18 protein-coding genes and 1 pseudogene are annotated in these 22,301 nt (G+C 74.0%); 11 read left to right on the top strand and 8 right to left on the bottom strand.

The features are described from left to right. Positions 1-12: 12 nt before the first annotated feature. Positions 13-1,062, bottom strand: a complete 1,050-nt coding sequence (locus tag ACLJTM_RS23210) for an FUSC family protein (protein WP_411105605.1) — start codon at positions 1,060-1,062, stop codon at positions 13-15. A gap of 63 nt (positions 1,063-1,125) precedes the next feature. Beyond that, positions 1,126-2,799: a helix-turn-helix domain-containing protein gene (locus tag ACLJTM_RS23205; RefSeq protein ID WP_411105604.1), complete on the bottom strand. Its 1,674-nt coding sequence runs from the start codon at positions 2,797-2,799 to the stop codon at positions 1,126-1,128. 115 nt (positions 2,800-2,914) lie between these two features. Between ACLJTM_RS23205 and speB the strand changes: the two genes are divergently transcribed. The 6 genes from speB (at position 2,915) to ACLJTM_RS23175 (ending at position 9,599) form a co-directional block, all read left to right on the top strand. Beyond that, the gene (gene speB, locus ACLJTM_RS23200) at positions 2,915-3,892 is read left to right on the top strand and encodes an agmatinase (RefSeq protein ID WP_390536937.1); all 978 of its coding nucleotides are present in this window, start codon (positions 2,915-2,917) and stop codon (positions 3,890-3,892) included. Continuing rightward, on the top strand, positions 3,889-5,571 hold the full coding sequence (locus ACLJTM_RS23195; protein WP_411105603.1) for a thiamine pyrophosphate-binding protein: 1,683 nt from the start codon (positions 3,889-3,891) through the stop codon (positions 5,569-5,571). The genes speB and ACLJTM_RS23195 overlap by 4 nt, the downstream gene beginning before the upstream one ends. A gap of 116 nt (positions 5,572-5,687) precedes the next feature. Beyond that, a complete protein-coding gene (locus ACLJTM_RS23190; protein ID WP_411105602.1) occupies positions 5,688-6,116 on the top strand; it encodes a hypothetical protein in 429 nt (142 codons plus the stop codon). A 9-nt stretch (positions 6,117-6,125) separates the two neighbouring features. After that, positions 6,126-8,273, top strand: coding sequence for a DUF6571 family protein (locus tag ACLJTM_RS23185; protein ID WP_411105601.1), 2,148 nt, complete (start codon positions 6,126-6,128; stop codon positions 8,271-8,273). Then, positions 8,224-8,946: a hypothetical protein gene (locus tag ACLJTM_RS23180; protein WP_411105807.1), complete on the top strand. Its 723-nt coding sequence runs from the start codon at positions 8,224-8,226 to the stop codon at positions 8,944-8,946. The genes ACLJTM_RS23185 and ACLJTM_RS23180 overlap by 50 nt, the downstream gene beginning before the upstream one ends. A 44-nt stretch (positions 8,947-8,990) precedes the next feature. Beyond that, positions 8,991-9,599, top strand: coding sequence for a hypothetical protein (locus ACLJTM_RS23175; protein WP_411105600.1), 609 nt, complete (start codon positions 8,991-8,993; stop codon positions 9,597-9,599). Here the strand turns inward: ACLJTM_RS23175 and ACLJTM_RS23170 are convergent. After that, positions 9,589-10,002, bottom strand: coding sequence for an ATP-binding protein (locus ACLJTM_RS23170; RefSeq protein WP_411105599.1), 414 nt, complete (start codon positions 10,000-10,002; stop codon positions 9,589-9,591). The two genes, ACLJTM_RS23175 and ACLJTM_RS23170, sit on opposite strands and share 11 nt — an antisense overlap. Before the next feature lie 155 nt (positions 10,003-10,157). Here ACLJTM_RS23170 and ACLJTM_RS23165 point away from each other — a divergent pair, with 155 nt between their 5' ends. After that, positions 10,158-10,922 (top strand): GntR family transcriptional regulator, encoded by a 765-nt coding sequence (locus tag ACLJTM_RS23165; RefSeq protein ID WP_411105598.1) that lies wholly within the window; start codon positions 10,158-10,160, stop codon positions 10,920-10,922. A gap of 16 nt (positions 10,923-10,938) precedes the next feature. On the opposite strand, the gene ACLJTM_RS23160 is transcribed toward ACLJTM_RS23165, so the two are convergent. Continuing rightward, positions 10,939-11,088, bottom strand: coding sequence for a hypothetical protein (locus ACLJTM_RS23160; RefSeq protein WP_411105597.1), 150 nt, complete (start codon positions 11,086-11,088; stop codon positions 10,939-10,941). Positions 11,089-11,258: 170 nt separating this feature from the next. On the opposite strand from ACLJTM_RS23160, the gene ACLJTM_RS23155 reads away from it, so the two are divergent. Further along, a complete protein-coding gene (locus ACLJTM_RS23155; RefSeq protein WP_411105596.1) occupies positions 11,259-15,128 on the top strand; it encodes an ABC transporter ATP-binding protein in 3,870 nt (1,289 codons plus the stop codon). 22 nt (positions 15,129-15,150) lie between these two features. Here the strand turns inward: ACLJTM_RS23155 and ACLJTM_RS23150 are convergent, their stop codons facing one another. Continuing rightward, positions 15,151-15,705, bottom strand: a complete 555-nt coding sequence (locus ACLJTM_RS23150) for an EF-hand domain-containing protein (protein WP_411105595.1) — start codon at positions 15,703-15,705, stop codon at positions 15,151-15,153. Positions 15,706-15,981: 276 nt separating this feature from the next. Here ACLJTM_RS23150 and ACLJTM_RS23145 point away from each other — a divergent pair, with 276 nt between their 5' ends. Further along, complete coding sequence (locus ACLJTM_RS23145; RefSeq protein WP_411105594.1) at positions 15,982-16,341, top strand: hypothetical protein; 360 nt, start codon at positions 15,982-15,984, stop codon at positions 16,339-16,341. An 84-nt stretch (positions 16,342-16,425) separates the two neighbouring features. Continuing rightward, positions 16,426-17,859, top strand: a complete 1,434-nt coding sequence (locus tag ACLJTM_RS23140) for an aminopeptidase (RefSeq protein ID WP_411105593.1) — start codon at positions 16,426-16,428, stop codon at positions 17,857-17,859. A gap of 113 nt (positions 17,860-17,972) precedes the next feature. Here the strand turns inward: ACLJTM_RS23140 and ACLJTM_RS23135 are convergent, their stop codons facing one another. Together ACLJTM_RS23135 and ACLJTM_RS23130 are read right to left on the bottom strand one after the other, a co-directional pair. Continuing rightward, complete coding sequence (locus tag ACLJTM_RS23135; protein WP_411105592.1) at positions 17,973-19,811, bottom strand: glycoside hydrolase family 3 protein; 1,839 nt, start codon at positions 19,809-19,811, stop codon at positions 17,973-17,975. Between the two features lie 35 nt (positions 19,812-19,846). Further along, complete coding sequence (locus tag ACLJTM_RS23130) at positions 19,847-20,794, bottom strand: LysR family transcriptional regulator (protein ID WP_411105591.1); 948 nt, start codon at positions 20,792-20,794, stop codon at positions 19,847-19,849. A gap of 100 nt (positions 20,795-20,894) precedes the next feature. Here ACLJTM_RS23130 and ACLJTM_RS23125 point away from each other — a divergent pair, with 100 nt between their 5' ends. Continuing rightward, positions 20,895-21,833, top strand: a complete 939-nt coding sequence (locus ACLJTM_RS23125; RefSeq protein ID WP_411105590.1) for an EamA family transporter — start codon at positions 20,895-20,897, stop codon at positions 21,831-21,833. Here ACLJTM_RS23125 and ACLJTM_RS23120 read toward each other — a convergent pair. Then, a pseudogene (locus ACLJTM_RS23120) lies at positions 21,784-22,281 on the bottom strand (GNAT family N-acetyltransferase); the annotation flags it as partial. The gene ACLJTM_RS23125 and the pseudogene ACLJTM_RS23120 sit on opposite strands and share 50 nt — an antisense overlap. Positions 22,282-22,301: the final 20 nt, after the last annotated feature.

The following is a 22,301-nucleotide window of genomic DNA, read 5'->3' as shown; positions in this document are numbered from 1 at the left end:
CTCGGCGCCGGTTCAGCCGCCGCCGCGGGCGAGGTGGTCGGCCAGAGCCTCGTGGGTGAGGTACAGCCCGGCCCGCAGGGCGGTGTCGCGCCGGCCGGGGTGCGCCGCCCGGTGCTCCGCCTCCAGGTCCAGGGCCCGGCGCAGCAGGGCCGCGCAGTCGGCGCCGTCCGCGCCGCCCAGGGCCGCGTCGAGGGCCCGGGAGGTCGCCCCGATCAGCGGGGCCAGGTCGAGCACCGCGGCGTCGGCCCCCGCGGCCCCGGCGCCTCCGACGGCCCCGTCGGCGGTCCGGGCCTCCAGCTCCCGGGTGAGGAACAGCAGGGCGGGCGCCGTCCGGGCGGCCAGCCGCAGCCGGCCCCGGAGCGTGCCCGCGGCTGCGTCCGGGGCAGCCCGGGGCGGCAGGAGCAGCAGGCGGCCCGTTCCGCGCTCCAGTGCGGCGGACAGTTCGTACGGCCGGTGCCACAGCGCCATCGGGTCCAGCGGGCCGTGGCCCGTGGGCCGCCCCGCCGCGGCCCGGGCGCGGACCCGCCCGAGCACCGCGCCCAGCCGGGACCGGTACGCCTCCAGGCCGCCCGCGGCCTGCCGGTACGGGTCGGGCAGCCACAGCAGCGGGCCCAGGACCACCACGACGGCGATGCCGACGGCGCTCTCCACCAGCCGGGCCAGCGGATAGCCGGGCACCGGCGTCGCGTAGACCACCAGGGCCGTGACCAGAACCTGCTGGTTGGGGGAGCCGGGGCCGCCGAGCAGGAACATCCCGGCGCAGCCGCACACCAGCAGCACCGCGAAGGACGGACCGCCCGGGGGCAGCCAGTGCAGGACCAGCACGCTCAGCAGGACGCCCGCGACCACCCCCGCCAGCCGCTCCACGGCCAGCCGGGGCGCGGCGAACACGTCCTCGCGCAGGATGAGCACGGCGGGCAGGGCGGCCGGCACCGGCGCGGTGCTCGTCCCGAGCCACACGCACAGGTACCAGGGGACGGCCGCGCACACCAGCATGCGGACGGCCGGGGCCAGCCGCGCCCCGAGGGGGAGGCCCCGCGCCGGTACGCACATGCCGAGCATGCGGCACATCGTAGGGTCGCCCCCCGCCCGGCCGCGGCCGCGCGGGGCCCGCGGCGGGGCGTGTCAGCCGCCCGGCCGTGGCTCCGCACCGGGCGCCGGCCCGGGCCCGACGGGCGGGCCCGGGCGGGGGGCCGGGTGCGGGCTGCTCCGCGGCGGCCCGGACTCCTCGCGGCGCAGCGCGAACCACAGCTCCATCCGGGTGTCCGGGTCGTCCAGGTCCCGCCCCAGCAGCTCCGCGCAGCGGGCCACGCGCTGGCGGACGGTGTTGCGGTGCACCCCGAGGGCGGCAGCGGCGCGGTCCCAGCCGCCGTGGTGCGCCAGCCAGCCGCGCAACGTCCCGCGCAGCACCGGGGAGAGCGGCCCGAGCAGGGCCTCGGCGTACGCCCGGGCCTCGTCCTCGCCGATCAGCCCCGCCAACCCCGGCTCGGCGTGCCGTGCCAGGGGGGCCCGGGCCGCCTCGGCCCGCTCCAGGGCGCGGCGGGCCTGGCCGTCGGCGGCCGCCAGGGCGCCGGGCGCCGCCGGGGCGCTCACCCCCAGGCGCCATCCGGGCCGCGGCTGCGGGCTGCGCTCGGCGAGCAGGCGTACGGGGTCCCCGCCCGGGTCCAGCAGGACGGTGCCCAGGGCCTGGGCCAGGGCGCGCGGGTCGCCGGAGCCGCGGGCGTGCACCACGTGCCAGGGGCCGGGGGCCAGGGCCGCGTCGGGGTCCCCGTCCAGGAGCAGCCGGGTCAGGGCCGCGGCCTCCGTGCCGGCCGGGCGGTGCGCGGTGAGCAGGGCCAGCAGGACCGCGGCGACGGAGGCCACGGTGTGGTCGCCGGGGGCGCGGGAGGGGACGGCGAGGACGAGCACCCGGCCGGCCCCCACGGCGTAGGCGGCCAGGTGCAGCCCGCCGAAGGTGTCGGTGGCGGTCGCCGCCGCGCCGGGCGCGACCCGGCGGGCCAGCTCCGCCACCGCCGCGCGCACCTCCCCGGCGGGCGCGGGCCCGGCCTCGACGCCGGCCGGGGCCGCCGCCGCTGCTTCGGCCGGCGCGGGCCCCGCCGCTCCGGCCTGCGCCGCTCCCGCCGCTCCGGCCCGCGCCGCTCCCGGTGCCGCCCCGGGTCCCGACGCGGCTCCGGCTTTCGGTTCCACCCCGTACACCGGCGCCGGCGCCGCCCCGGATTCCGGAGCGGCAGGCTCTGGTTCTGCTGCCGGTTCCGTCGCCGGGAGCAGCGCCGCCCAGCCGCCCAGGCTCGCCGCGAGGCGGGCCAGCACCGCCGGCACCGGGTCGGGCCGGGCGGCCGCCGCCGCCAGCGACTGCTGGGCTTCGGTGACCCGCCGCAGCTCCCGCGTCCGGGCCCCCGCCATCAGCCGCCACACCGCCCGGGCCACGGCGCTGAAAGGAGTACCGGGCGGGACCTCCAGCAGGGGCAGCCCGTACCGCTCGCAGGCCTCGGCGAGGCCCGGCGGTGCCACCTCGTGCACGGGGGCGACTCCGAAGCCGAGCGCCGCCACCCCGGCCGCGGCGAGCCGGGCCACATACGCCCCCGCATCGGCCCCGGCCAGTTCCGCCCCCGCCGTGAGCAGCAGCTCGCCGCCCAGCAGGTACGGGGACGGATCGGCCATCTCGGAGGCGTGCACCCCGTGCACCTCGGCCTCCGCGGGCCCCGCGAGGTGGCGCAGGCCCAGCTCCCGGTCGGGCAGCAGCGCGCCCAGTGCGACCGGCGGGGTGGGCGGGGCCGCCGGGACGGAGAAAGCCTCCATGGATACTCCGTACAGGTAGAGGGGGCTCAATGGAGGAAACGTACACTTCGCGGTCCGCGGGCACCCGCTTACGCTCGAAGGACCGCACTCGAAGGACTTCCAGAAGGGCACCCCCATGAGCACGCAGCCGCGCGGCCCCGTCGACTCCTCCCGCATCCCGCGCTACGCGGGCCCGGCGACCTTCGCCCGGCTGCCGCGCCTCGACGAGGTCGGCTCCGCCGACGTCGCCGTGGTCGGGGTGCCCTTCGACTCCGGCGTCTCCTACCGGCCCGGCGCCCGCTTCGGCGGCAACGCCATCCGCGAGGCCTCCCGCCTGCTGCGCCCGTACAACCCGGCGCAGGACGCCTCCCCCTTCGCCCTCGCGCAGGTCGCCGACGCCGGCGACATCGCCGTGAACCCCTTCAACATCAACGAGGCCGTCGAGACGGTCGAGGCCGCCGCCGACGAACTGCTCGGCGCCGGCTCCCGCCTCATGACCCTCGGCGGCGACCACACCATCGCCCTGCCGCTGCTGCGCTCGGTCGCCAAGAAGCACGGCCCGGTCGCGCTGCTCCACTTCGACGCCCACCTGGATACCTGGGACACCTACTTCGGCGCCGAGTACACCCACGGCACCCCGTTCCGCCGCGCCGTCGAGGAGGGCATCCTCGACACCGAGGCACTCTCCCACGTCGGTACCCGCGGCCCGCTGTACGGCAAGCAGGACCTGGACGACGACGCCAAGATGGGCTTCGGCATCGTCACCTCCGCCGACGTCTACCGGCGCGGCGCCGACGAGGTCGCGGACCAGCTGCGCCAGCGCATCGGCGACCGCCCGCTCTACATCTCGATCGACATCGACGTGCTGGACCCGGCGCACGCGCCCGGCACCGGCACCCCGGAGGCGGGCGGCATGACCTCCCGCGAGCTCCTGGAGATCATCCGCGGCCTGTCCTCCTGCAACCTGGTCTCCGCGGACGTGGTCGAGGTCGCCCCGGCGTACGATCACGCCGAGATCACCTCGGTCGCGGCCTCGCACACCGCGTACGAACTCACGACGATCATGAGCCGTCAGATCGCGGCGGCGAAGGCGAAGGGCAACCAAGCACCGTGACGCACGACCATGACCTGGTACTCCGTCCCACCGAGGCCCAGACGGCGGCCGCCCTCGCACCGCCGCCGGGCCGCACGGGCGGAGACCTGGTCGTGGAGACGCTGCGCTCGCTCGGCGCGACCACCGTCTTCGGCCTGCCGGGCCAGCACGCGCTCGGCGTCTTCGACGCGGTCGGCCGCTCCGACCTGCGGCTGATCGGCCTGCGCACGGAGAACAACGCCGGCTTCGCCGCCGACGCCTACGGCCGCATCACCGGCGAAGCCGTGCCGCTGCTGCTGTCCACCGGCCCCGGCGCCCTGATGGCCCTGCCTGCCCTCGCCGAGGCGGCGGCCGCCTCCGCCCCGGTCCTCGCGATCGCCTCCCAGGTGCCGGTCGCGGGACTCGGCGGCGGCCGCCGCGGCCACCTGCACGAACTGCGCGACCAGTCCGCCTCCTTCCGGGACGTGGTCAAGTCCGTCCACGTGGTCCGCACCCCCTCGCAGATCCCCTCGGTGGTCGCCGAGGCCTGGGAGTCGGCGCTCACCGCCCCGCACGGCCCCGTCTGGGTGGAGATCCCCGAGGACGTCCTGCGGGCCGAGACGTTCATCCCGCAGGTCACCGGCATGGACGCCACCCCGCACGAGCTGGCCCCGCGACCCGAGCTGACGGCGGTCGCCGCGCACTGGCTGTCGCAGGCCGCCCGCCCGGTGATCGTCGCGGGCGGCGGTGTGGTGCGGGCCGACGCCGCGGGCAAGCTCAAGCAGCTCGCCGAACGGCTGAACGCGCCGGTCGTCACCACCTTCGGCGGCAAGGGCGCCTTCCCCTGGAACCATCCGCTGTCCCTCCAGTCCTGGCTGGAGGACCGCCACATGACCGACTTCCTGGAGGGCGCGGACGTCCTGCTGGTCGTCGGCTCGGGCCTCGGCGAACTCTCCTCGAACTACCACACCTTCTTCCCCACCGGCCGGGTCGTCCAGATCGAGGCGGACCTCGGCAAGCTGGAGTCCAACCACCCCGGCCTCGGCATCCACGCCGACGCCCGGCTGGCGCTCCAAGCCCTGCTGGAGACGGTCCCGGTGCGCGAGGACCCGTCGGCCGCCGACCGGGTGAAGGCGGTCCTCGCGGACATCGCGGACCGGCTGGCCGGCCAGGACGTGGGCCTGGAGCAGCAGCTGCTGACCTCGATCCGCACCGCCCTGCCCGCCCGCTCGCCGTCGTTCTGGGACATGACGATCCTGTCCTACTGGGCGTGGTCGGCCTTCGACCCCAAGCATCCCAACACCATGCACTCGGCCCAGGGCGCGGGCGGCCTCGGCTACGCCTTCCCCGCGGCCCTCGGCGCCTGCGTGGCGGAACCGGGCACCCCCGTGCTGGCCGTGTCCGGCGACGGCGGCGCGATGTACTCCCTCGCCGACCTGGCCACGGCCCGCCAGCACGACCTGGACGTGACCTGGCTGATCGTGGACGACGGTGGCTACGGCATCCTGCGCGCGTACATGACGGACTCCTTCGGCAGCGCCACCGGGACGGAACTGGCCCGCCCCGACTTCGTCGCGCTGGCCGCCTCCTTCGGCGTCCCGGCGGCCACGACCACCCCGCAGGCGCTGGCGGCGGACCTCAAGCAGGCCCTGGCCACGCCGGGCCCCTCCGTCCTCGTCCTCCCGGCCACCCTGAAGATGTTCGCCCCCACCCACCTGTAGACAACGGCAAGTTCCGGCCATGGCCGGCCGTCCGCCCGGGGTCCCGGCGGGGGCGGCTGGGACCCCTGGCTAGGGTGGTGGCGGTCAAGGCCGAAACGGATGTCTCAGGGGGAACGGTGTCGTTCGAGCAGGAGTGGGCCCGGCAGAAGCAGGCCGCGGCCGCCGGCCCGTCGCCGCAGATGCGGCTGAACCAGCTCGCCGCGGACCCGGGCGGCGGTGGCGGCTACGGCGTCCTCGCGACGGCCCCGCCGGAGAAGAAGAAGGCCGCCAACACCATCGAGAACGTCCTGCAGCCCGGTACGAAGAAGGCCGCTGACGCCGCCGACGAACCGACGCAGGGCGCCGTCAAGGCCTTCCACGGATGGGAGACCGCCGTGGGCCTGGCCAAGGCGCACACGCACTGGGACGACCAGGTCAAACGGCTGATGGGGCGGCTCGACTCGGAGAAGACGGCCCTGCGCGGCGCCTCGAACCTCTTCACCGGCAACGACCAGTTGACGGGCAGCAGTTTCCAGCCCGTGCAGTCCAAGGTCGACGGGGTGTAGGGGAACGACGTGCCGAGCTACCAAGAGATCATGCAGACGGACCTCTCCGCGCTGACCACGGCCGCCGACGGCTGGAAATCGATGGCCGCGAAGTTCAAGACGATGGAGGACGTGTACGAGAAGGAGGTCCAGAGCGTCTCCAAGGGCAACGGCTGGATCGGCAGCAGCGCAACCACCGCGAGCAGCAACTCCGCCATGACCCGCGGCGAGTTCGACGCGGCCCAGACCGAGGCGCTGGCGATGGAGTCGCTGCTGCGCGACGCGCACGCCCGGTTCACGGAGCTGAAGGGGCGGGTGACCTCCGCCGTCGCGGACGCCGTCAAGGCCGGCATGAAGGTCTCCGACGCGGGCATCGCGAGCTACGACTTCAGCAAGGCCGACCCCGCCTCGGTGAACGCGATCCGCCACGACCCCGACCTCCCGGAGGTCGAGCGGTCCTGGACCCGCCGGATCGCCGACACGGTGAAGGTGGTCACCGAGTTCGACGAGGACGTCAAGACGGCCCTGCTCAACGCCTCGGGCGCGGACGGGACCTCCATGTTCGGCTTCAACTCCAAGCCCGTGAACGACGTCGAGGCCGTGGAAGCGCTGGCCCTCACCCACAAGATCCGCTCGGGTGACGCCTCCCCCGAGGAGCTGAAGCACTACGACGAGCTGCTGCGCCAGAACAGCGGCGACCCGCACTTCAGCGAGGCATACCTGCACTCCCTGGGCGCGAAGGACACCCTGCACCTCGCCGACCAGATGAACCTGGCGTCCAACGACCGCGGTGCGTCGGCAGCGGAGAAGAAGCTCTACGAGTCGATCAACTCCGGCCTCGCCGGCACGATCGCCTCGGGCACCAAGGACCCGGAGAGCTACGCCTACAAGCCCTTCGTCAACGGGCTCAAGGAGCAGGGCCCCGAGCTGGTCGCCAAGGGCCTGCGGCCGACGTACGGCTACCAGTCGCTGGTCACGCTGATGGCAAACGGCGGCGGCTACGGCAAGCAGTTCCTCAACGACCTCGGCGACGGCATGATCGAGGCCGAGAAGTCGAAGCCGCACATGTACGACCACGCCTACGACTCCCAGCGCCCGAACCTGGTCTCGGACCCGCTGGACGGCCTGCTGGGCATCATGGCCAAGGACCCGGACTCGGCGACGTACTTCCTCGACCCCGAGGCGCCCGGGAACAAGAACGAGCACCTGAAGTACCTGCTCAACGACCGCGACATGCCGGACCCGTGGATCTCGACCGCCGTCGGCCCGCCGATCGAGATGGACGGCGACAAAACGGCCGGCCTGGGCGCCGCCCTCCAGGCGGCGGCGACCGGCCACACGGACGGCGAGAAGCTCGGCCCGCCCGGCCCCCACACCGAGGGCCAGGCCCGCGTGATGCACCACGCGATCCGCATGCTGGACGACGAGATGGGCGGGGACAAGTTCCCCGAGGACCTGGAGGGCCTGCGCCAGCCGATGGCGAAGGCGCTGGTCGACTACGTGGAGGACACGCACGTCATCCTCGGCGGCCAGAACTCCGACCTGGGTGGCATCAAGGGCAACGACTCCATCCATGGTGCGGGGGACAACGCACAGATCGCGGTGGGCCAGGGCAGCCTGATCCGGGTCATGCGCGGCATTGCGGACGACGGCCCGTCGTACGGCTTGCTGGTGATGGCGGAGCAGGTGTACTCGGCGGAACAACTCGTGACGGCTGACCGCTACGAGGCCGACCCCCAGAAGGCCGGTGTCGACTGGGACAACCGTGCCCATGACATCGGAGCGGCAACGGGCGCCCTCAACGGCATCGGGGCCGACGTGTACAAGGACAAGGAAGACGACCAGGTCAAGTGGGCGGAGGGTACGGCTGAGTACACGGCAGCCGGAGTGAACGGGCTCATCGGCGAGATCCCGGTCGTGAGCACGATCGGAGGGTCGTTGATCGATGCAGGCAAGTACGACTGGGTCGAGGGCGTCAAGGACGCGGCCGAGGAGCAGAGCAAGCAGGATTCCAGCACGAATTACGCGGCGGGCATGGACGGGACCAACGAACTCTTGGATGCATGGAGAGATGAGCGAAAGATGGGCGGGAACCCTGCGTTCGAGCACGCCAAGGACGGGGCCGGCGATGCGTATTCCGCTGGTCGGGAGGCTGCCCGTGCGCACCTGCGGCCGTAACGTGCTCAAGGCGTTCGTGCCATCGGCGACTGCCCTGCTCGCCGTGGTGATGCTGGCCTCGTGCTCCTCCGGGGAGCCTGAGGCGAAGAGCGGGCAGCCGTGCGGGGTCAGCGCCTCCTCGGAGGAAGGCGTCCTGCTGAAGGAGATCCTCGGTGCGCAGGAGTTCGAGGCGCTGGTCTACAACAGCACGGACGACGTGGCGACAACGCTGCGGAGCGCGTTGCCCGGGATGAGCCCGGCCGGGCGGACGTCGCCGAAGCAGACCTGCGCCCTGTGGGCGGCGGGACAGAACGGCGGTGACCGGGTGACCTTCAGCTTCCGCTGGGTCTCGCGTACGTCGACGGAGGCGGAGCAGCCCCTGCCCGACGCCGTGCCGTTCCAAACGGCGGGCGGTGCCCACGGGCAGGCCAACGACACCGATACGGCCATGCTCGTCACCTGCGAGATGCCCGGCGAACTCGGCGGGCCGTCGAAGGCGGCCTGGCTCCAGGCGAAGGCTTCGCGGCCCGCCGGCCCCCCGCGGACGGACGTCGACCAGGCGGCCCGTGACCGGCAGACCGCCTTGACCTACCTCATGGCCCGCCGGGTGACCGACGCCCTGGGCTGTGAGAACAAGCCCCTGGCCGAGCCCCCCGTGGTGAAGCCGGCGCCCGGCAGTGCGGGCCAAGGGTGATAGGGCTCCGGCGCGTAGGCCGTTCCGCAGCCGTCCTGCTCGCCGTGGTGATGCTGGCAGCGTGCGGCGCAGGCGGGTCCGAGTCCGAGAGGGCGCCGCTGTGCGAAGTGCGACCGTCGTCGGAAGAGGGGGCTTCCCTGCGGAAGGTCCTCCGGGGTGAGGACTTCGACACGCAGATCAGCAGCAGCTCGGAACGCTTTGCAGAAGCGCTGGAAGGCGAGCTCCGCGGGATGGAGCCCCAGAAGGAGACGCTGCCGGAGTACGCCTGCGCCTTCCGACCCAGGGCCGCCGTCGAGCGCGCGACGTTCGGGTTCGGGTGGGCCCCCCGTGTCTCGCAGGGCGCTGAAAACCCCCTGCCCGGAGGCGCCCCCTACGCGGTGAACGACGCCTTCGGTGCAAGCAGTGACACCCATACCAGGATGTACATTGCCTGCACTCTGCCTGGCGACCTCGGTGAGCGCTCGAAGTCGGCGTGGCTCTACGCCGATGCCTCCTACACGGTCAACATCGGCCGGACGGACGTCGACCAGGCGGCCCGTGACCGGCAGACCGCCTTGACCTACCTCATGGCCCGCCGGGTGACCGACGCCCTGGGCTGTGAGAACAAGCCCCTGGCCGAGCCCCCCGTGGTGAAGCCGGCTGCTACTCCCTGACGGCCACCTCGGCCCAGACGGCCTTGCCGATGCCGTGGCGGCGGGGGCAGCAGCCCCACCGCTCGGCCAGGGCCGAGACGATCGCGAGGCCGCGGCCCCGCTCGTCCTCGTCCGCCACGACCTGCGGCGTGAGTGTGACGGGCGGGCCCGCGTCGGAGACTTCGACGCGCAGCACGCCGTCGCGGCGGGCGAGCCGGACGCCGATGTCCCGCCCCTGCGGGGCACGGGCGTGCCGGACGGCATTGGTCACCAGCTCCGACAGCAGCAGCTCGGCCGTCGCGGTGGGCTCCGCCTCGACCTCCCAGGCGGCCAGCCGCTCCCGCAGCAGTGCGCGGGCCCGTCCCGGAGCGCGGGTGTTCCGGGGCAGAAGCAGGAAGATCTCATCGGCGGAGGGCAGGACCATGGCGACCACCTATCTAGATACCTGCGCTCAGTCAAAGGGTGCAAAGGGCCCGGGTCAAGAGGTGTCTAGACAGGTTCGCCCTTATGGGGGCCGGGGGCGCCTCGTAGGTGCGCCGACGGTGCGCCCCTAGGCTGGCGGGATGGACGGGAGCACACATGCCTGAGGACGCCACCGCACGGCTGCCCAAGTACCTGCGCATCGCCGCCGCGCTGAAGGACGCCATCGCCTCCGGAGAGTACGGTCCGGGCGACCGGCTGCCCGGGGAGAGCGACCTCATGAGCGCGTACGGGGTGGCGCGGATGACGGCGCGCCAGGCGTTCGGTGTCCTGCAAGCCGAGGGGCTTGCCGAGGCGCGCAAAGGCGCCGGGGTCTTCGTGCGGGAGTTCAAGGTCGGCATCCGGCGGCGCGGCATCCAGCGGCTGGCCGTCGAGGTGTGGGGCGCCGGAGGGTCCATCTGGGCTGCCGACGGCAAGGGCCACGACCCCGAAGTCGAGGTGCTCGGCATCACCGAGGAGGCCCTTCCGGCGGGCCTTGCCGCCCAGCTCGGGCTGGAGGCCGGTGCACCCGCCTGCGTGCGCCGCCGTAGGTTCCTGCTCGACGGGAAGCCCGTCATGCTCGCCACGTCCTATCTCGATGCCGCCCTCGTGGCCGGGACCCCGGTCACCGAGCCCGACACCGGCCCCGGCGGTGTCTACGCCCGCCTTGCCGAGCTGGGCCACCGGCCGGCCCGCTTCCGCGAGGAGATCCGGTCCCGGATGCCCAGCGCCGACGAGGCGGCCCGGCTGGGGCTGGCTGCCGGGACCCCGGTGGTGCTGGTCTGCCGTACGGCCTGCACCGCCGAGGGGAAGCCGGTCGAGGTCAACGAGATGGTGCTCGACTCCGCCGCCTACGTGCTGGAGTACGAGTTCGACGCCCCGTAGACCGACGTGGACCCCCTCAGACCGCCTGGCCCGGGGTGAACCAGCCCGACAGGAGCAGGTCGTCCTCGGCCTCCGGTTCCGGTTCCGGCCACGCCTCCCCCGCCGGACCCGGCAGCAGGGGTGTCGCAGCGGCCGGCGGGGCGGTTCCGGGTTCCTTGATCGTCATGGCCTGAGTATCACCGGCCGCCGTACGGAGCTCCGCGGCCCCCTCCCCGTACGGCCCCGGCAGGCTCGCGGACCGGGGCGGAACACCGTTCGATTGTTGCGGCGGGATGAAATCCGCCGGTCGGCGCGTTGGGGGAGGCGGCAGGACCAGGACGAACGGGGAGGCACCACGTGGCGGCGGCAGAGACGGCGACCGGGGAGAAACAGGGCTGGGGCCGCAGGCTCACCGCCTACACCTGGCGGTACAAGGCCAACGTGCTGCTGGCACTCGGCTCCTCGCTGGGCGGCATGGCCGTCATGGCCCTCGTGCCGCTGGTCACCAAGGTCATCATCGACGACGTCGTCGGCGACAAGACCCGGGAGATGGCCCCCTGGGCGGGGATGTTCATCGGCGCCGCCGTACTCGTGTACGTCCTCACCTACATCCGCAGGTACTACGGCGGACGGCTCGCCCTCGACGTCCAGCACGACCTGCGCACCGACATGTACGACACGATCGCCCGCCTCGACGGGCGGCGCCAGGACGAGCTGTCCACCGGCCAGGTCATCGGGCGGGCCACCAGCGACCTGCAGCTCATCCAGGGCCTGCTGTTCATGCTCCCGATGACCATCGGGAACTTCCTCCTCTTCGGGATATCCCTCGGCATCATGCTGTGGCTGTCCCCGCTGCTCACCCTCGTCGCCCTGCTGATGGCCCCCGCGCTGTGGTTCATCGCCAAGCGCAGCCGCCGCAAGCTCTTCCCCGCCACCTGGTACGCCCAGGGCCAGGCCGCCGCCGTCGCCGGCGTCGTCGACGGGGCCGTGACCGGCGTCCGCGTGGTCAAGGGCTTCGGCCAGGAGGAGCAGGAGACCGGCAAGCTCCGCGCGGCCGGCCGCAGGCTGTTCGGCGGCCGGATGCGCACCATCCGGCTGAACTCCCGCTACACCCCCGCCCTGCAGGCCGTCCCCGCCCTCGGGCAGGTCGCCATGCTGGGCCTCGGCGGCTGGATGGCCACCCGGGGACAGGTGACCCTCGGCACCTTCGTGGCCTTCTCCACCTACCTCGCCCAGCTCGTCGGCCCCGTCCGCATGCTCGCCATGGTCCTCACCGTCGGGCAGCAGGCCCGCGCCGGCGCCGAGCGCGTCTTCGAGCTGATCGACACCGAGCCCGCCATCCGGGAGGGCGCCGCGGAGCTGCCGGCCGACGCGCCCGCCACCGTCGAGTTCGACGACGTCCGCTTCGGGTACGACCCGGCGCGCCCCGTCCTCGACGGGTTCTCGCTGCGCATCGCCGAGGGCGAGACCGTCGCCGTCGTCGGCGCCTCCGGGAGCGGGAAGTCCACCCTCTCGCTCCTCCTGCCCCGGTTCTACGACGCCGACCACGGCACCGTGCGCGTAGGCGGCCACGACGTCCGCGAGCTGACCTACGACTCCCTGCGCGCCGCGATCGGGCTGGTGCCCGAGGACTCCTTCCTGTTCTCGGACACCATCCGCGCGAACATCGCGTACGGGCGCCCCGAGGCCACCGAGGACGAGGTCCGGGCCGCCGCCCGCGCCGCACAGGCCGAAGGCTTCGTCGAGGCCCTGCCCGCCGGGTACGACACCAAGGTCGGCGAGCAGGGCCTGACCCTCTCCGGGGGCCAGCGGCAGCGCATCGCCCTCGCCCGCGCCATCCTCACCGACCCCCGCCTGCTGCTCCTCGACGACGCCACCTCCGCCGTCGACGCCCGCGTCGAGCACGAGATCCACGAGGCGCTGCGGGCCGTCATGGCCGGCCGCACCACTCTGCTCATCGCCCACCGCCGCTCCACCCTGGCCCTCGCCGACCGGATCGCCGTACTCGAACACGGCCGGCTCGCCGACCTCGGTACGCACGAGGAGCTGCAGCGCCGCTCCGCCCTGTACCGCAGGCTGCTCACCGACCCCGACGCGCTCGGCGCGGGCTCCCCGCGCACCCCCGACGCCGCCGCGATGACGGAGTTCGAGCGGGACCTGGAGGGGGACGCCGACCGGGACATCGAGCGGGACATCGAGCTTGAGGCGGAGATCGACAGCGAGACCGTCAACGCCAGGCGGCGCGTGGCCGACGGAGTCACCCCCGAGCTGTGGCGCCGCCGCGAGGAGGACCCCGCCCCCGCCGCGGCCGCGGCTTCCGCCTCCGCCGCCGGCGGTCCGCCCGGAGCGGGCCACTCGTTGGCCGGAGCAGTCGCCGGGATGCCCGCGACGCCCCAGCTCCTGGCCCAGGTGGCCGCGCTGCCGCCCGCCGACGACGAGCCGGAGGTGGACGAGGAGCGGGCCGCGGCCGCCGAGGAGAGCTACAACCTGCGCCGTCTGCTGAAGGGCTTCTGGGCCCCGCTGGCGGTCAGCCTCGGCCTGGTCGCCCTCGACGCGGGCTCCGGACTGCTGCTGCCGATCCTGATCCGGCACGGCATCGACCAGGGCGTGCAGCAGGCCGCCCTCGGCGCCGTGTGGGTGGCCGCCGGGCTCGCCCTCGCGGTGGTCCTCGCCCAGTGGGCCGCGCAGTTCGCGGAGACCCGGATGACCGGGCGCACCGGCGAGCGCGTGCTGTACGCCCTGCGCGTCAAGATCTTCGCCCAGCTCCAGCGGCTGGGCCTGGACTACTACGAGCGCGAGCTCACCGGCAAGATCATGACCCGGATGACCACCGACGTGGACTCGCTGTCCAGCTTCCTGCAGACCGGCCTGGTCACGGCCGTCGTCTCGGTCCTGACCTTCTTCGGGATCCTCGTCGCCCTGCTGGTCCTCGACGTGGAACTGGCCCTGCTCGTCTTTGCGACCCTGCCCGTGCTCGTCGTGGGCACGATCGTCTTCCGCCGCAGGTCGGTCGCCGCGTACGAACTGGCCCGCGACCGGGTCAGCCTGGTCAACGCCGACCTCCAGGAGTCCGTGGCCGGACTGCGCCTCGTCCAGGCCTTCCGCCGCGAGAACGCCGGCGCCGCGCGCTTCGCGCAGCGCAGCGACTCCTACCGGCAGGCCCGCGTCCGGGGCCAGTGGCTGATATCGGTCTACTTCCCCTTCGTCCAGCTGCTCTCCTCGGCGGCGGCCGCCGCCGTGCTGATCGTCGGTGCGGGCCGGGTGGAGGCCGCCACCCTCACCACCGGTGCGCTGGTCGCGTACCTGCTCTACATCGACCTCTTCTTCGCCCCGGTGCAGCAGCTCTCGCAGGTCTTCGACGGATACCAGCAGGCCACCGTCTCCCTCGGCCGGATCCAGGACCTGCTGCGCGAACCCACCACCACTCCGCAGGCCGCCGACCCCCGCGCGGTGGCGCGGCTGCGCGGTGAGATCGCCTTCGAGGACGTCCGCTTCCAGTACGGGACCGCCGAGGAGCGGGGTGAGAAGGGGGAGGCGCTGGCGGGCATCAGCCTGCGGATACCCGCCGGACAGACCGTCGCCTTCGTCGGGGAGACCGGGGCGGGCAAGTCCACGCTCGTCAAGATGGTGGCCCGGTTCTACGACCCGACCTCCGGCCGGGTCACGGCCGACGGCGCCGACCTGCGGGAACTCGACCTGACGGGGTACCGGCACCGGCTCGGCGTGGTCCCCCAGGAGCCGTACCTCTTCCCCGGGACCGTCCGCGACGCCATCGCCTACGGGCGGCCCGGGGCGAGCGACGCCGAAGTGGAGGCCGCCGCCCGCGCGGTCGGCGCCCACGACATGGTCGCCACCCTCGACGGGGGATACCTGCACGCCGTCACCGAGCGCGGCCGCAACCTCTCCGCCGGGCAGCGCCAGCTGATAGCCCTGGCCCGGGCCGAACTCGTCGACCCGGACGTGCTGCTCCTCGACGAGGCCACCGCCGCCCTCGACCTCGCCACCGAAGCGCAGGTCAACCAGGCCACCGACCGGCTCGCGGGGAAGCGGACCACCCTGGTGGTCGCCCACCGGCTGACCACCGCCGCCCGCGCGGACCGGGTCGTGGTCATGGACCGCGGCCGGGTCGTGGAGGACGGCACGCACGCCGAACTCCTGGCCCGCGGCGGCCGGTACGCCGAGCTGTGGCGCACCTTCGCCGGGGAGGACGAGCGGGCCGCCGCCTGAGGGGCGCGGCCCGCGGGGTGCCTCAGAGCTCGCCGAACAGCAGGTTGCCCGGGGCGTCCTCGTCGGTGCCCGTGTAGTACTCCCGCACCGCGACCAGCAGTTCGTCCAGGGTCAGGGTGCCGTCCCCGTCGGCGTCGATGCGCCGGAACAGCGCTTCGGCGTCGGCGGGGCTCAGGCTCGTGTCGAAGGCCTCCTGCGCCTTGTGGAACTCCTCCGGGCTGACCACCCCGTCGCCGTCGGTGTCGACGACCGTCAGCAGCGCCTTCATCATCGGCCGGAACGAGCGGTCGTAGGCCGGCCCGCCCTGCGCGTACAGGCGGGTCATGCCGAGCTTGTACTCCTCGGGCGTCACCTTGCCGTCCCGGTCGATGTCCAGCTCGGTGAACAGGTCCTGCCAGTAGTTCGCGATCCCGCTCATCACCGCGTCCGCCCTGGGCGAGTCGGCGGGCTCGGCCAGGGCGGTCAGCAGCCGGGAGCCGAGCGCGAAGATGTCGTCGGCGTCGATCACACCGCTTCCGTCGGCGTCGAAACGGCGGAAGGAGCGCTCCAGCTTGCGGTCGAGCAGGTCGTTCGTCATGGCAGGCCTTTCACGGCTACGGCTGTGCATGCGGCTATGGCCACGGCTACGGTGAGACCGGGGTCCGTCACCTAGAGTAATGTCCGCCGGGAACGTGAACTCCCGTTCCGCCGCTGCCGAGTTGCGGATGCACTCGTACGGGGGAGGCGGCCCCGCCGCAACCTTCGGGCGGGCACAGGCGTCGTACGGACGTACGCCTGTCGTACGGGCGGCTGATCGGGGGACAGGGTGATGCAGGGGTGGGCGGGGCGCGGCCGGCGGTTCGCGGTCCTGGGGGTGTTCGCCGCGGCGCTGTGGCTGGTGGCCGGCGGCCTGCTGGCGGCGCCGCCCGCGCAGGCCGCGACCGGGGGGTGTGCAGGACGGCTGGTCAAAGCCCTGCGGCTGGTGCCGGACGAGGGCGAGGTGCGGGTGTACAAGAGCCGCACCCAGGTCTGCGCGGTGACGGTGGCCCGGGTGCCCGGGGCGCGGCGGCCGATGGCCGTGAGCGTGCAACCGCGGGGCGGGGTGCCCGTTCGGGATGCCGGGCGGTTCACCCGTTATGCCGGGCCTGTCGTCGTCGGTGCGATCAACCGATGTGTGTATGTAAAGGGCGGCGTGGGCGGCGGATCGGCTGATTCCGGCTGGATCCTGTGCTGACGGACCGGCCCAACGGGGTCTTTCCAGCGGTGCATTGGCCCGGCTAGGTTCACCGCGACCGAAGTGAACTCAAGGGGAGGGTGCATGCGCAAGACGCTCGGATGGCTGCTGTCGCTCATGGTGCTGATCGGCACCATGGGCGCGGCGGGTGCCACTGCACAAGCGGCCACCGCCGCAGGGCCGGCGGCCGCCGCGGACATCAAGGACCAGATCCTCGGCATTCCCGGAATGAGCCTGATCGAGGAGAAGCCGTACCCCGGCTACCGCTTCTTCGTACTGAACTACGAGCAGCCGGTCGACCACCGGCAGCCCGCCAAGGGCACCTTCAAGCAGCGCCTGACCCTGCTGCACAAGGACGTCTCGCGGCCCACGGTGTTCTTCACCTCCGGCTACAACGTCAACACCAGTCCGCGCCGCAGTGAGCCGACGACCATCGTCGACGGCAACCAGGTGTCCATGGAGTATCGATTCTTCACGCCCTCCCGGCCCGACCCGGCCAACTGGGCGAACCTGGACATCTGGCAGGCCGCCAGCGACCAGCACCGCATCTTCACCGCCCTGAAGAAGATCTACACCAAGAACTGGCTGGCGACGGGCGGCAGCAAGGGCGGCATGACCGCCACGTACTACGAGCGCTTCTACCCGCGCGACATGGACGGCGTCGTCGCGTACGTCGCGCCCAACGACGTCGTCAACAACGAGGACTCGGCCTACGACCGCTTCTTCGCCAAGGTCGGCACCAAGGAGTGCCGCGACAAGCTGAACGCGGTCCAGCGCGAGGCGCTCGTGCGCCGCGAGCCGCTGGAGGCCAAGTACGCCCTCGCCGCCGCGGAGAACGGCTGGACCTTCACCACCGTCGGCAATCTGGACAAGGCCTACGAGGCCGTCGTGCTCGACTACGCGTGGGCCTTCTGGCAGTACAGCCTGGTCGCCGATTGCGCCGCCGTCCCGACCGCCGCCACCGCCAGCGACCAGGAGATCTGGGACACGGTCGACGCGATCTCCGGCTTCTCCGCCTACGCCGACCAGGGCCTGTCGACGTACACCCCGTACTACTACCAGGCGGGCACCCAGCTGGGCTCCCCGGACATCAAGCAGCCCCACCTGAAGGGCCTGAGCCGCTACGGCTACCAGCCGCCGCGCAACTTCGTGCCGCGTGACATCCCCATGGCCTTCCAGCCGGGAGCCATGAAGGACGTCGACAGCTGGGTGCGCGGCAATGCGCACCAGATGCTGTTCGTGTACGGGCAGAACGACCCGTGGGGCGCCGAGCCGTTCCGCCTCGGCTACGGGGTCCGCGACAGCTACGTGATGATCGCCCCGGGCGCCAACCACGGGGCCAACGTCGCCCAGCTCCTCGACGGCGAGAAGGCCCTCGCCACCGCGAAGATCCTCCAGTGGGCCGGGGTCGCCCCGGCCGCCGCGCTCGCCGACGCCGGCCGGGCCGCGCCGCTGGCGGCGCCGGACGCGGTGCTCGACCAGCCCGTCCTGGAGCGCGAGCCGCAGCTGCGGCCGTAGCCCCGCGCGGCCGCGGGCCGGGCCGTCCCTCCGGGGATCCGGCCCGGCCCGCAGCCGGACCCGCAGCCGGACGCGCAGCCGGACCCGCAGCCGGGCCCGCAGCCGGGCAGGGCCTAGTACGCCAGCCCGTGGCCCAGCGGGTAGCGGCCCGGGACGGGCACCGGGAGGCGTCCGGAAGGCCGCCGCTCCCCGGTCAGCACCCGGGCCGCCGCCCGCATCTCCACATCCGTCCAGGAGTACGTCGCCAGCTCCGCCGCGCACGGCGGCAGCCGGGCCGGGTCGTACGGGTTGCGGACCGCGACCACGACCACCGGAACCCCGGTGGCGAGCAGCTCCGTGACCAGCGTGCGCTGCGGACTCTCCCCCTCGGGGACGTTGTACGTGCACACCAGCACCGCCGCGTGGCCGGCCGCCGCGGCCACCGCGCGCTCGGGCGGGGCCGCCGAGGCCCGGCAGCCCAGGGAGGTCAGCTCGCGGGCCAGGACGGCCGTCGGGGGGCCCGTGGTGCCACTGGGGGAGACCGGGTCGGTCCCGGTGACCAGCAGCCGGGGACGGGCCGCCGCGTCCAGCGGGAGCAGCCCCACCGGATTGGCCAGCAGGGTCGTCGTGCCCGCCGCGATCTCCTGGGCCGCCGCCAGGTGCTCCGGAATCCCGACCGCCCCGTCCACCCCCTGCGCGGTGGACGGACCGGCGTCGAACAGGCCGCGCCGGGCCTTCAGTTCGAGAATCCGCAGCACCGACTCCGCGATCCGCTCCTGCGTCAGCTCGCCCGATGCGAGCGCGGCCAGCACGCTGCGGTGCGCCAGCGGCAGGTCCGGCGGGTTCAGCAGCTGGTCGCAGCCCGCCTTCAGCGCCAGCACCGGCACCCGCTCGTCCCCGTACTTCTGCCGGACTCCGGCCATGTCGAGGGCGTCGGTGACCACCACCCCCCGGAAGCCCAGGCGTTCGCGCAGGATGCCCGTCACGATCGGCCGGGAGAGCGTCGCCGGGTCCCCCGAGGGGTCCAGGGCCGGGAAGACGATGTGCGCCGTCATGACGGCGTCCACGCCCGCCTCCACGGCTGCCCGGAAGGGCGGCTCGTCCCATTCCTCCCACAGCGCACGGCTGTGCCGCATCACCGGCAGGCCGACGTGGCTGTCGGTCGCGGTGTCCCCGTGGCCGGGGAAGTGCTTGGCGGTGGCGGCCACCCCCGCGCCCTGGTAGCCGCGGACCTGCGCGGCCACCAGTTCCGCCACCGCACGCGGGTCCGAGCCGAAGGAGCGCACGCCGATGACCGGGTTGGCCGGGTCGACGTTGACGTCGGCCACCGGTGCGTAGTCCTGCCGGATCCCCATGGCGGCCAACTCGGCCCCGGCGATGCGCGCGGCCCGGCGGGCCTCGGCGGTGGAACCGCTCCCGCGGTGCCCGGCGCCCAGCGCCATCGCCCCCGGGAACAGGGTGGCGGGCTTGCCGATCCGGGCGATGATGCCGTGCTCCTGGTCGGTGGAGACCAGCAGCGGGACGCGCGGTCCGGCGGCCAGGGCGGCCTGCTGCAGGCCGGCCGAGAGCCCGGCGATCTGGTGCGGGTCACGGGTGTTGGCCGCCCAGGCGAAGTAGATGACCCCGCCGAGGTGGTAGCGGGAGACCAGTTCGGCGCCGGTGCGCACGCCGAACGCCGCCAGGTTCTTCTCGGCTTCGGCCGGATCGGGGTCGGTCGCCGAGTGGCCGTACAGACGGGAGACGAAGAGCTGCCCGACCTGCTCGGCCGGGCTCATCCCGTCCACCAGCCGGCGCAGCCGGGCCCGGTCGACGCGCCGGCCCGGACCGCCGGCGGCGGGGTCCCGGCCGGCGCCCGACGGGTCGTCGACAGGGGCGCGGTGGCCCCCCACGGCGGCGGAGGCGGCCCCGGCGGCCGATACGGCGGCCAGGGCGGCCGCGGTGAACAGGGTCCGGCGGGAGGCGTGGTTCGGCACGCGCCGGACCCTACTGCCGCCCCGGGCCCCGGGCCTCAGGGACACTCGGGAGGTCCCCCGGACGGGGCTCCCCGCCCCGGCGGCGCCGAGGCGGCCCAGCGCGCCTGCAGGACCCGTACCGCCTCGGTGATCGCGGGGCGGCGGGCGGCCCCGGTGCGCCACAGGGCGTACAGCCGCCGCACCGGCCCCGGCTCCAGACGGACGGCGACCGCCCCCGCCGGCAGCGCGCCGGTACCCAGCCGGGGCACCACCGCCACGCCGAGGCCGGCGGCCACCAGGGCCACGATGGTGTGGTTCTCCTCGGCGACGTGGGCGATGTCGGGTTCGAGGCCGGCCGTGCGCAGGGTCCGCACCAGCCAGTCGTGGCAGACCCGGCCGGGCGGCTGGCACACCCACCGCTGCCCCGCCAGGTCGGTGCGGCGCACCACCCGCCGGGCGGTGAAGGGGTGCCCGGCCGGCACCACCAGGTCGCACAGGTCCTCCCCGATCACGGCCTGCTCCACCCCCTCGGGCGCGGGCAGCGGGGCGATGTCCCAGTCGTGCGCCACCGCGAGGTCGGTGACGCCCCGGGCCACCAGGTCCACGGACAGGTGCGGGTCCACCTCCGTGAGCCGTACGTCCAGCGCCGGATGGCGGTCCGCCAGTTCGGCGAGGACCCCCGGCAGCAGCCCGCGGGCGGCCGAGGCGAAGGCCGCCACCGTCAGAAGCCCGCTCGGCTGCCCGCGGCGCTCCTCCAGGGTGGTCTCGGCGCGTTCCACGATGGCGAGCAACTCCTGTGCGGTGCCCGCCAGATGGCGCGCCTCATCGGTGAGGGCCACCCCGCGGCCCCGGCGCTCCAGCAGCGTGGTGCGGGTCTCCCGCTCCAGTTTGGCGATCTGCTGCGAGACCGCGGAGGGGGTGTAGCCGAGGGCGGCCGCCGCGCCCGCGACCGAACCGTGGACGGAGACGGCGTGCAGGGCGCGCAGCCGGGAGAGATCGAGCACGGATCCATCGTGGCACCCGCGCCATGCGTAAGCAATGCTTCATCCCGAGCGGAAGAGATCTGCGCTGGTGCTACATGGTCCGAGGGTCGATGCTCGGAGCATGCGTCCCGTACACACCGCACTCGCCGTGCTCGTCGCCGCCGTCTGGGGATTCAACTTCGTCGTCATCGAGATCGGGCTCGGCCACTTCCCGCCGCTGCTGCTGTCCGCCCTGCGCTTCCTCGCCGCCGCCCTGCCCGCCGTGTTCCTCGTCGGGCGGCCCACGGTCGCCTGGAAGTGGATCCTCGCGGTCGGGGCGGTCCTCGGCATCGCCAAGTTCGGGCTGCTGTTCACCGGGATGGCCGCCGGGATGCCGGCCGGACTGTCCTCCCTCGTGCTCCAGGTCCAGGCCGTCTTCACCGCGGGCCTCGCCGCGCTCGTACTGCGCGAACGGCCCGGCCCCCTGCGGCTGCTGGGCATGGCCGTCGCGCTCGGGGGGATCGCCGTGGCAGCCGCCGACGGGGGGACCTCGGGGCCGGTCCTCGGCTTCGCGCTGGTCGTCGCGGCCGCGGCCTGCTGGGGCGTCTCCAACGTCCTGACCCGCCGGGCCGCCCCGCCCGACGCGTTGAACTTCATGGTGTGGGTGTGCACCGTCCCCGTGCTCCCGCTGTTCGCGCTCTCGCTGCTGGTGGAGGGCCCCGAGCGGGACCTGGCCGCACTGCGCGCCCTGGACTGGTCGGGGGCCGCGGTCATCGGGTACGTCGCCTGGGTGTCCACGGTCTTCGGCTTCGGCGCCTGGGGGTACCTGCTGCGCCGCTACCCGGCCTCGTCGGTGGCGCCGTTCTCCCTGCTCGTCCCGGTCTTCGGGATGTCCTCGGCGGCCCTGGTGCTGGGGGAGTCCGTCTCGGGGCTCCGCTGGCTCGCGGCCGCCCTCCTGGTCGGCGGAGTGGCGCTGACCTCGCTGGGGGGCGCGTCGGCGGCCCGGAACCGCACTGGGGTCGGTTCGGGCGTCAGTGCGGCGCGCCCTCCTGCAGCGGCAGCCGCCAGTCCTGCCCCGTGAGGACGGCCCCGTACGCGCGCTGCGGGCGTTCGCGCACCAGGGTGAAGCCCGCGCGCAGGTACAGGGAGCGGGTCTCGTGCGGGACGCCGTGGGTCCGCAGCACCAGCTCGCGGTAGCCGACCGAGCGGGCGAAGCCGACGGCCGCGGCGACCAGGCGGCTGCCGATCCCGCGGCCCCGGCCCGCCGGGTCCACCAGGAGCAGCCGCAGCCGGGCCGTGCCGGGGGCGCCGTCCTCCCGTACGCACATCACCGAGCCGGCCGGCGAGCCGTCCAGCTCCGCGATCCAGACCCGCTCCAGATACGGGTCGTGGTCCTCGGCGAAGTCCGCGACGACCCGGGCCACCAGGCCCTCGAACGCGGCGTTCCAGCCGTACTCGGCGGCGTAGAGCGCTCCGTGCCGCTGCACGATCCAGCCCAGCTCGCCGGGTTCGGGATCGCGCAGCCGCACCGCCGGTGCCTCGGGCGTGT

The organism is Streptomyces sp. cmx-4-9, from assembly GCF_046548835.1.
Lineage (GTDB): Bacteria > Actinomycetota > Actinomycetes > Streptomycetales > Streptomycetaceae > Streptomyces.
The sequence above is the reverse complement of the archived record's forward strand: the minus strand, read 5'-3'. Positions and strand labels throughout refer to the sequence as shown.

Coding starts and splice junctions, on each gene's coding strand:
- ACLJTM_RS23210 (WP_411105605.1), bottom strand. CDS start 1,062: ATGCTCGGCATGTGCGTACCGGCGCGGGGCCTCCCCCTCGGGGCGCGG.
- ACLJTM_RS23205 (WP_411105604.1), bottom strand. CDS start 2,799: ATGGAGGCTTTCTCCGTCCCGGCGGCCCCGCCCACCCCGCCGGTCGCA.
- speB (WP_390536937.1), top strand. CDS start 2,915: ATGAGCACGCAGCCGCGCGGCCCCGTCGACTCCTCCCGCATCCCGCGC.
- ACLJTM_RS23180 (WP_411105807.1), top strand. CDS start 8,224: ATGCGTATTCCGCTGGTCGGGAGGCTGCCCGTGCGCACCTGCGGCCGT.
- ACLJTM_RS23170 (WP_411105599.1), bottom strand. CDS start 10,002: ATGGTCCTGCCCTCCGCCGATGAGATCTTCCTGCTTCTGCCCCGGAAC.
- ACLJTM_RS23165 (WP_411105598.1), top strand. CDS start 10,158: ATGCCTGAGGACGCCACCGCACGGCTGCCCAAGTACCTGCGCATCGCC.
- ACLJTM_RS23160 (WP_411105597.1), bottom strand. CDS start 11,088: ATGACGATCAAGGAACCCGGAACCGCCCCGCCGGCCGCTGCGACACCC.
- ACLJTM_RS23150 (WP_411105595.1), bottom strand. CDS start 15,705: ATGACGAACGACCTGCTCGACCGCAAGCTGGAGCGCTCCTTCCGCCGT.
- ACLJTM_RS23140 (WP_411105593.1), top strand. CDS start 16,426: ATGCGCAAGACGCTCGGATGGCTGCTGTCGCTCATGGTGCTGATCGGC.
- ACLJTM_RS23125 (WP_411105590.1), top strand. CDS start 20,895: ATGCGTCCCGTACACACCGCACTCGCCGTGCTCGTCGCCGCCGTCTGG.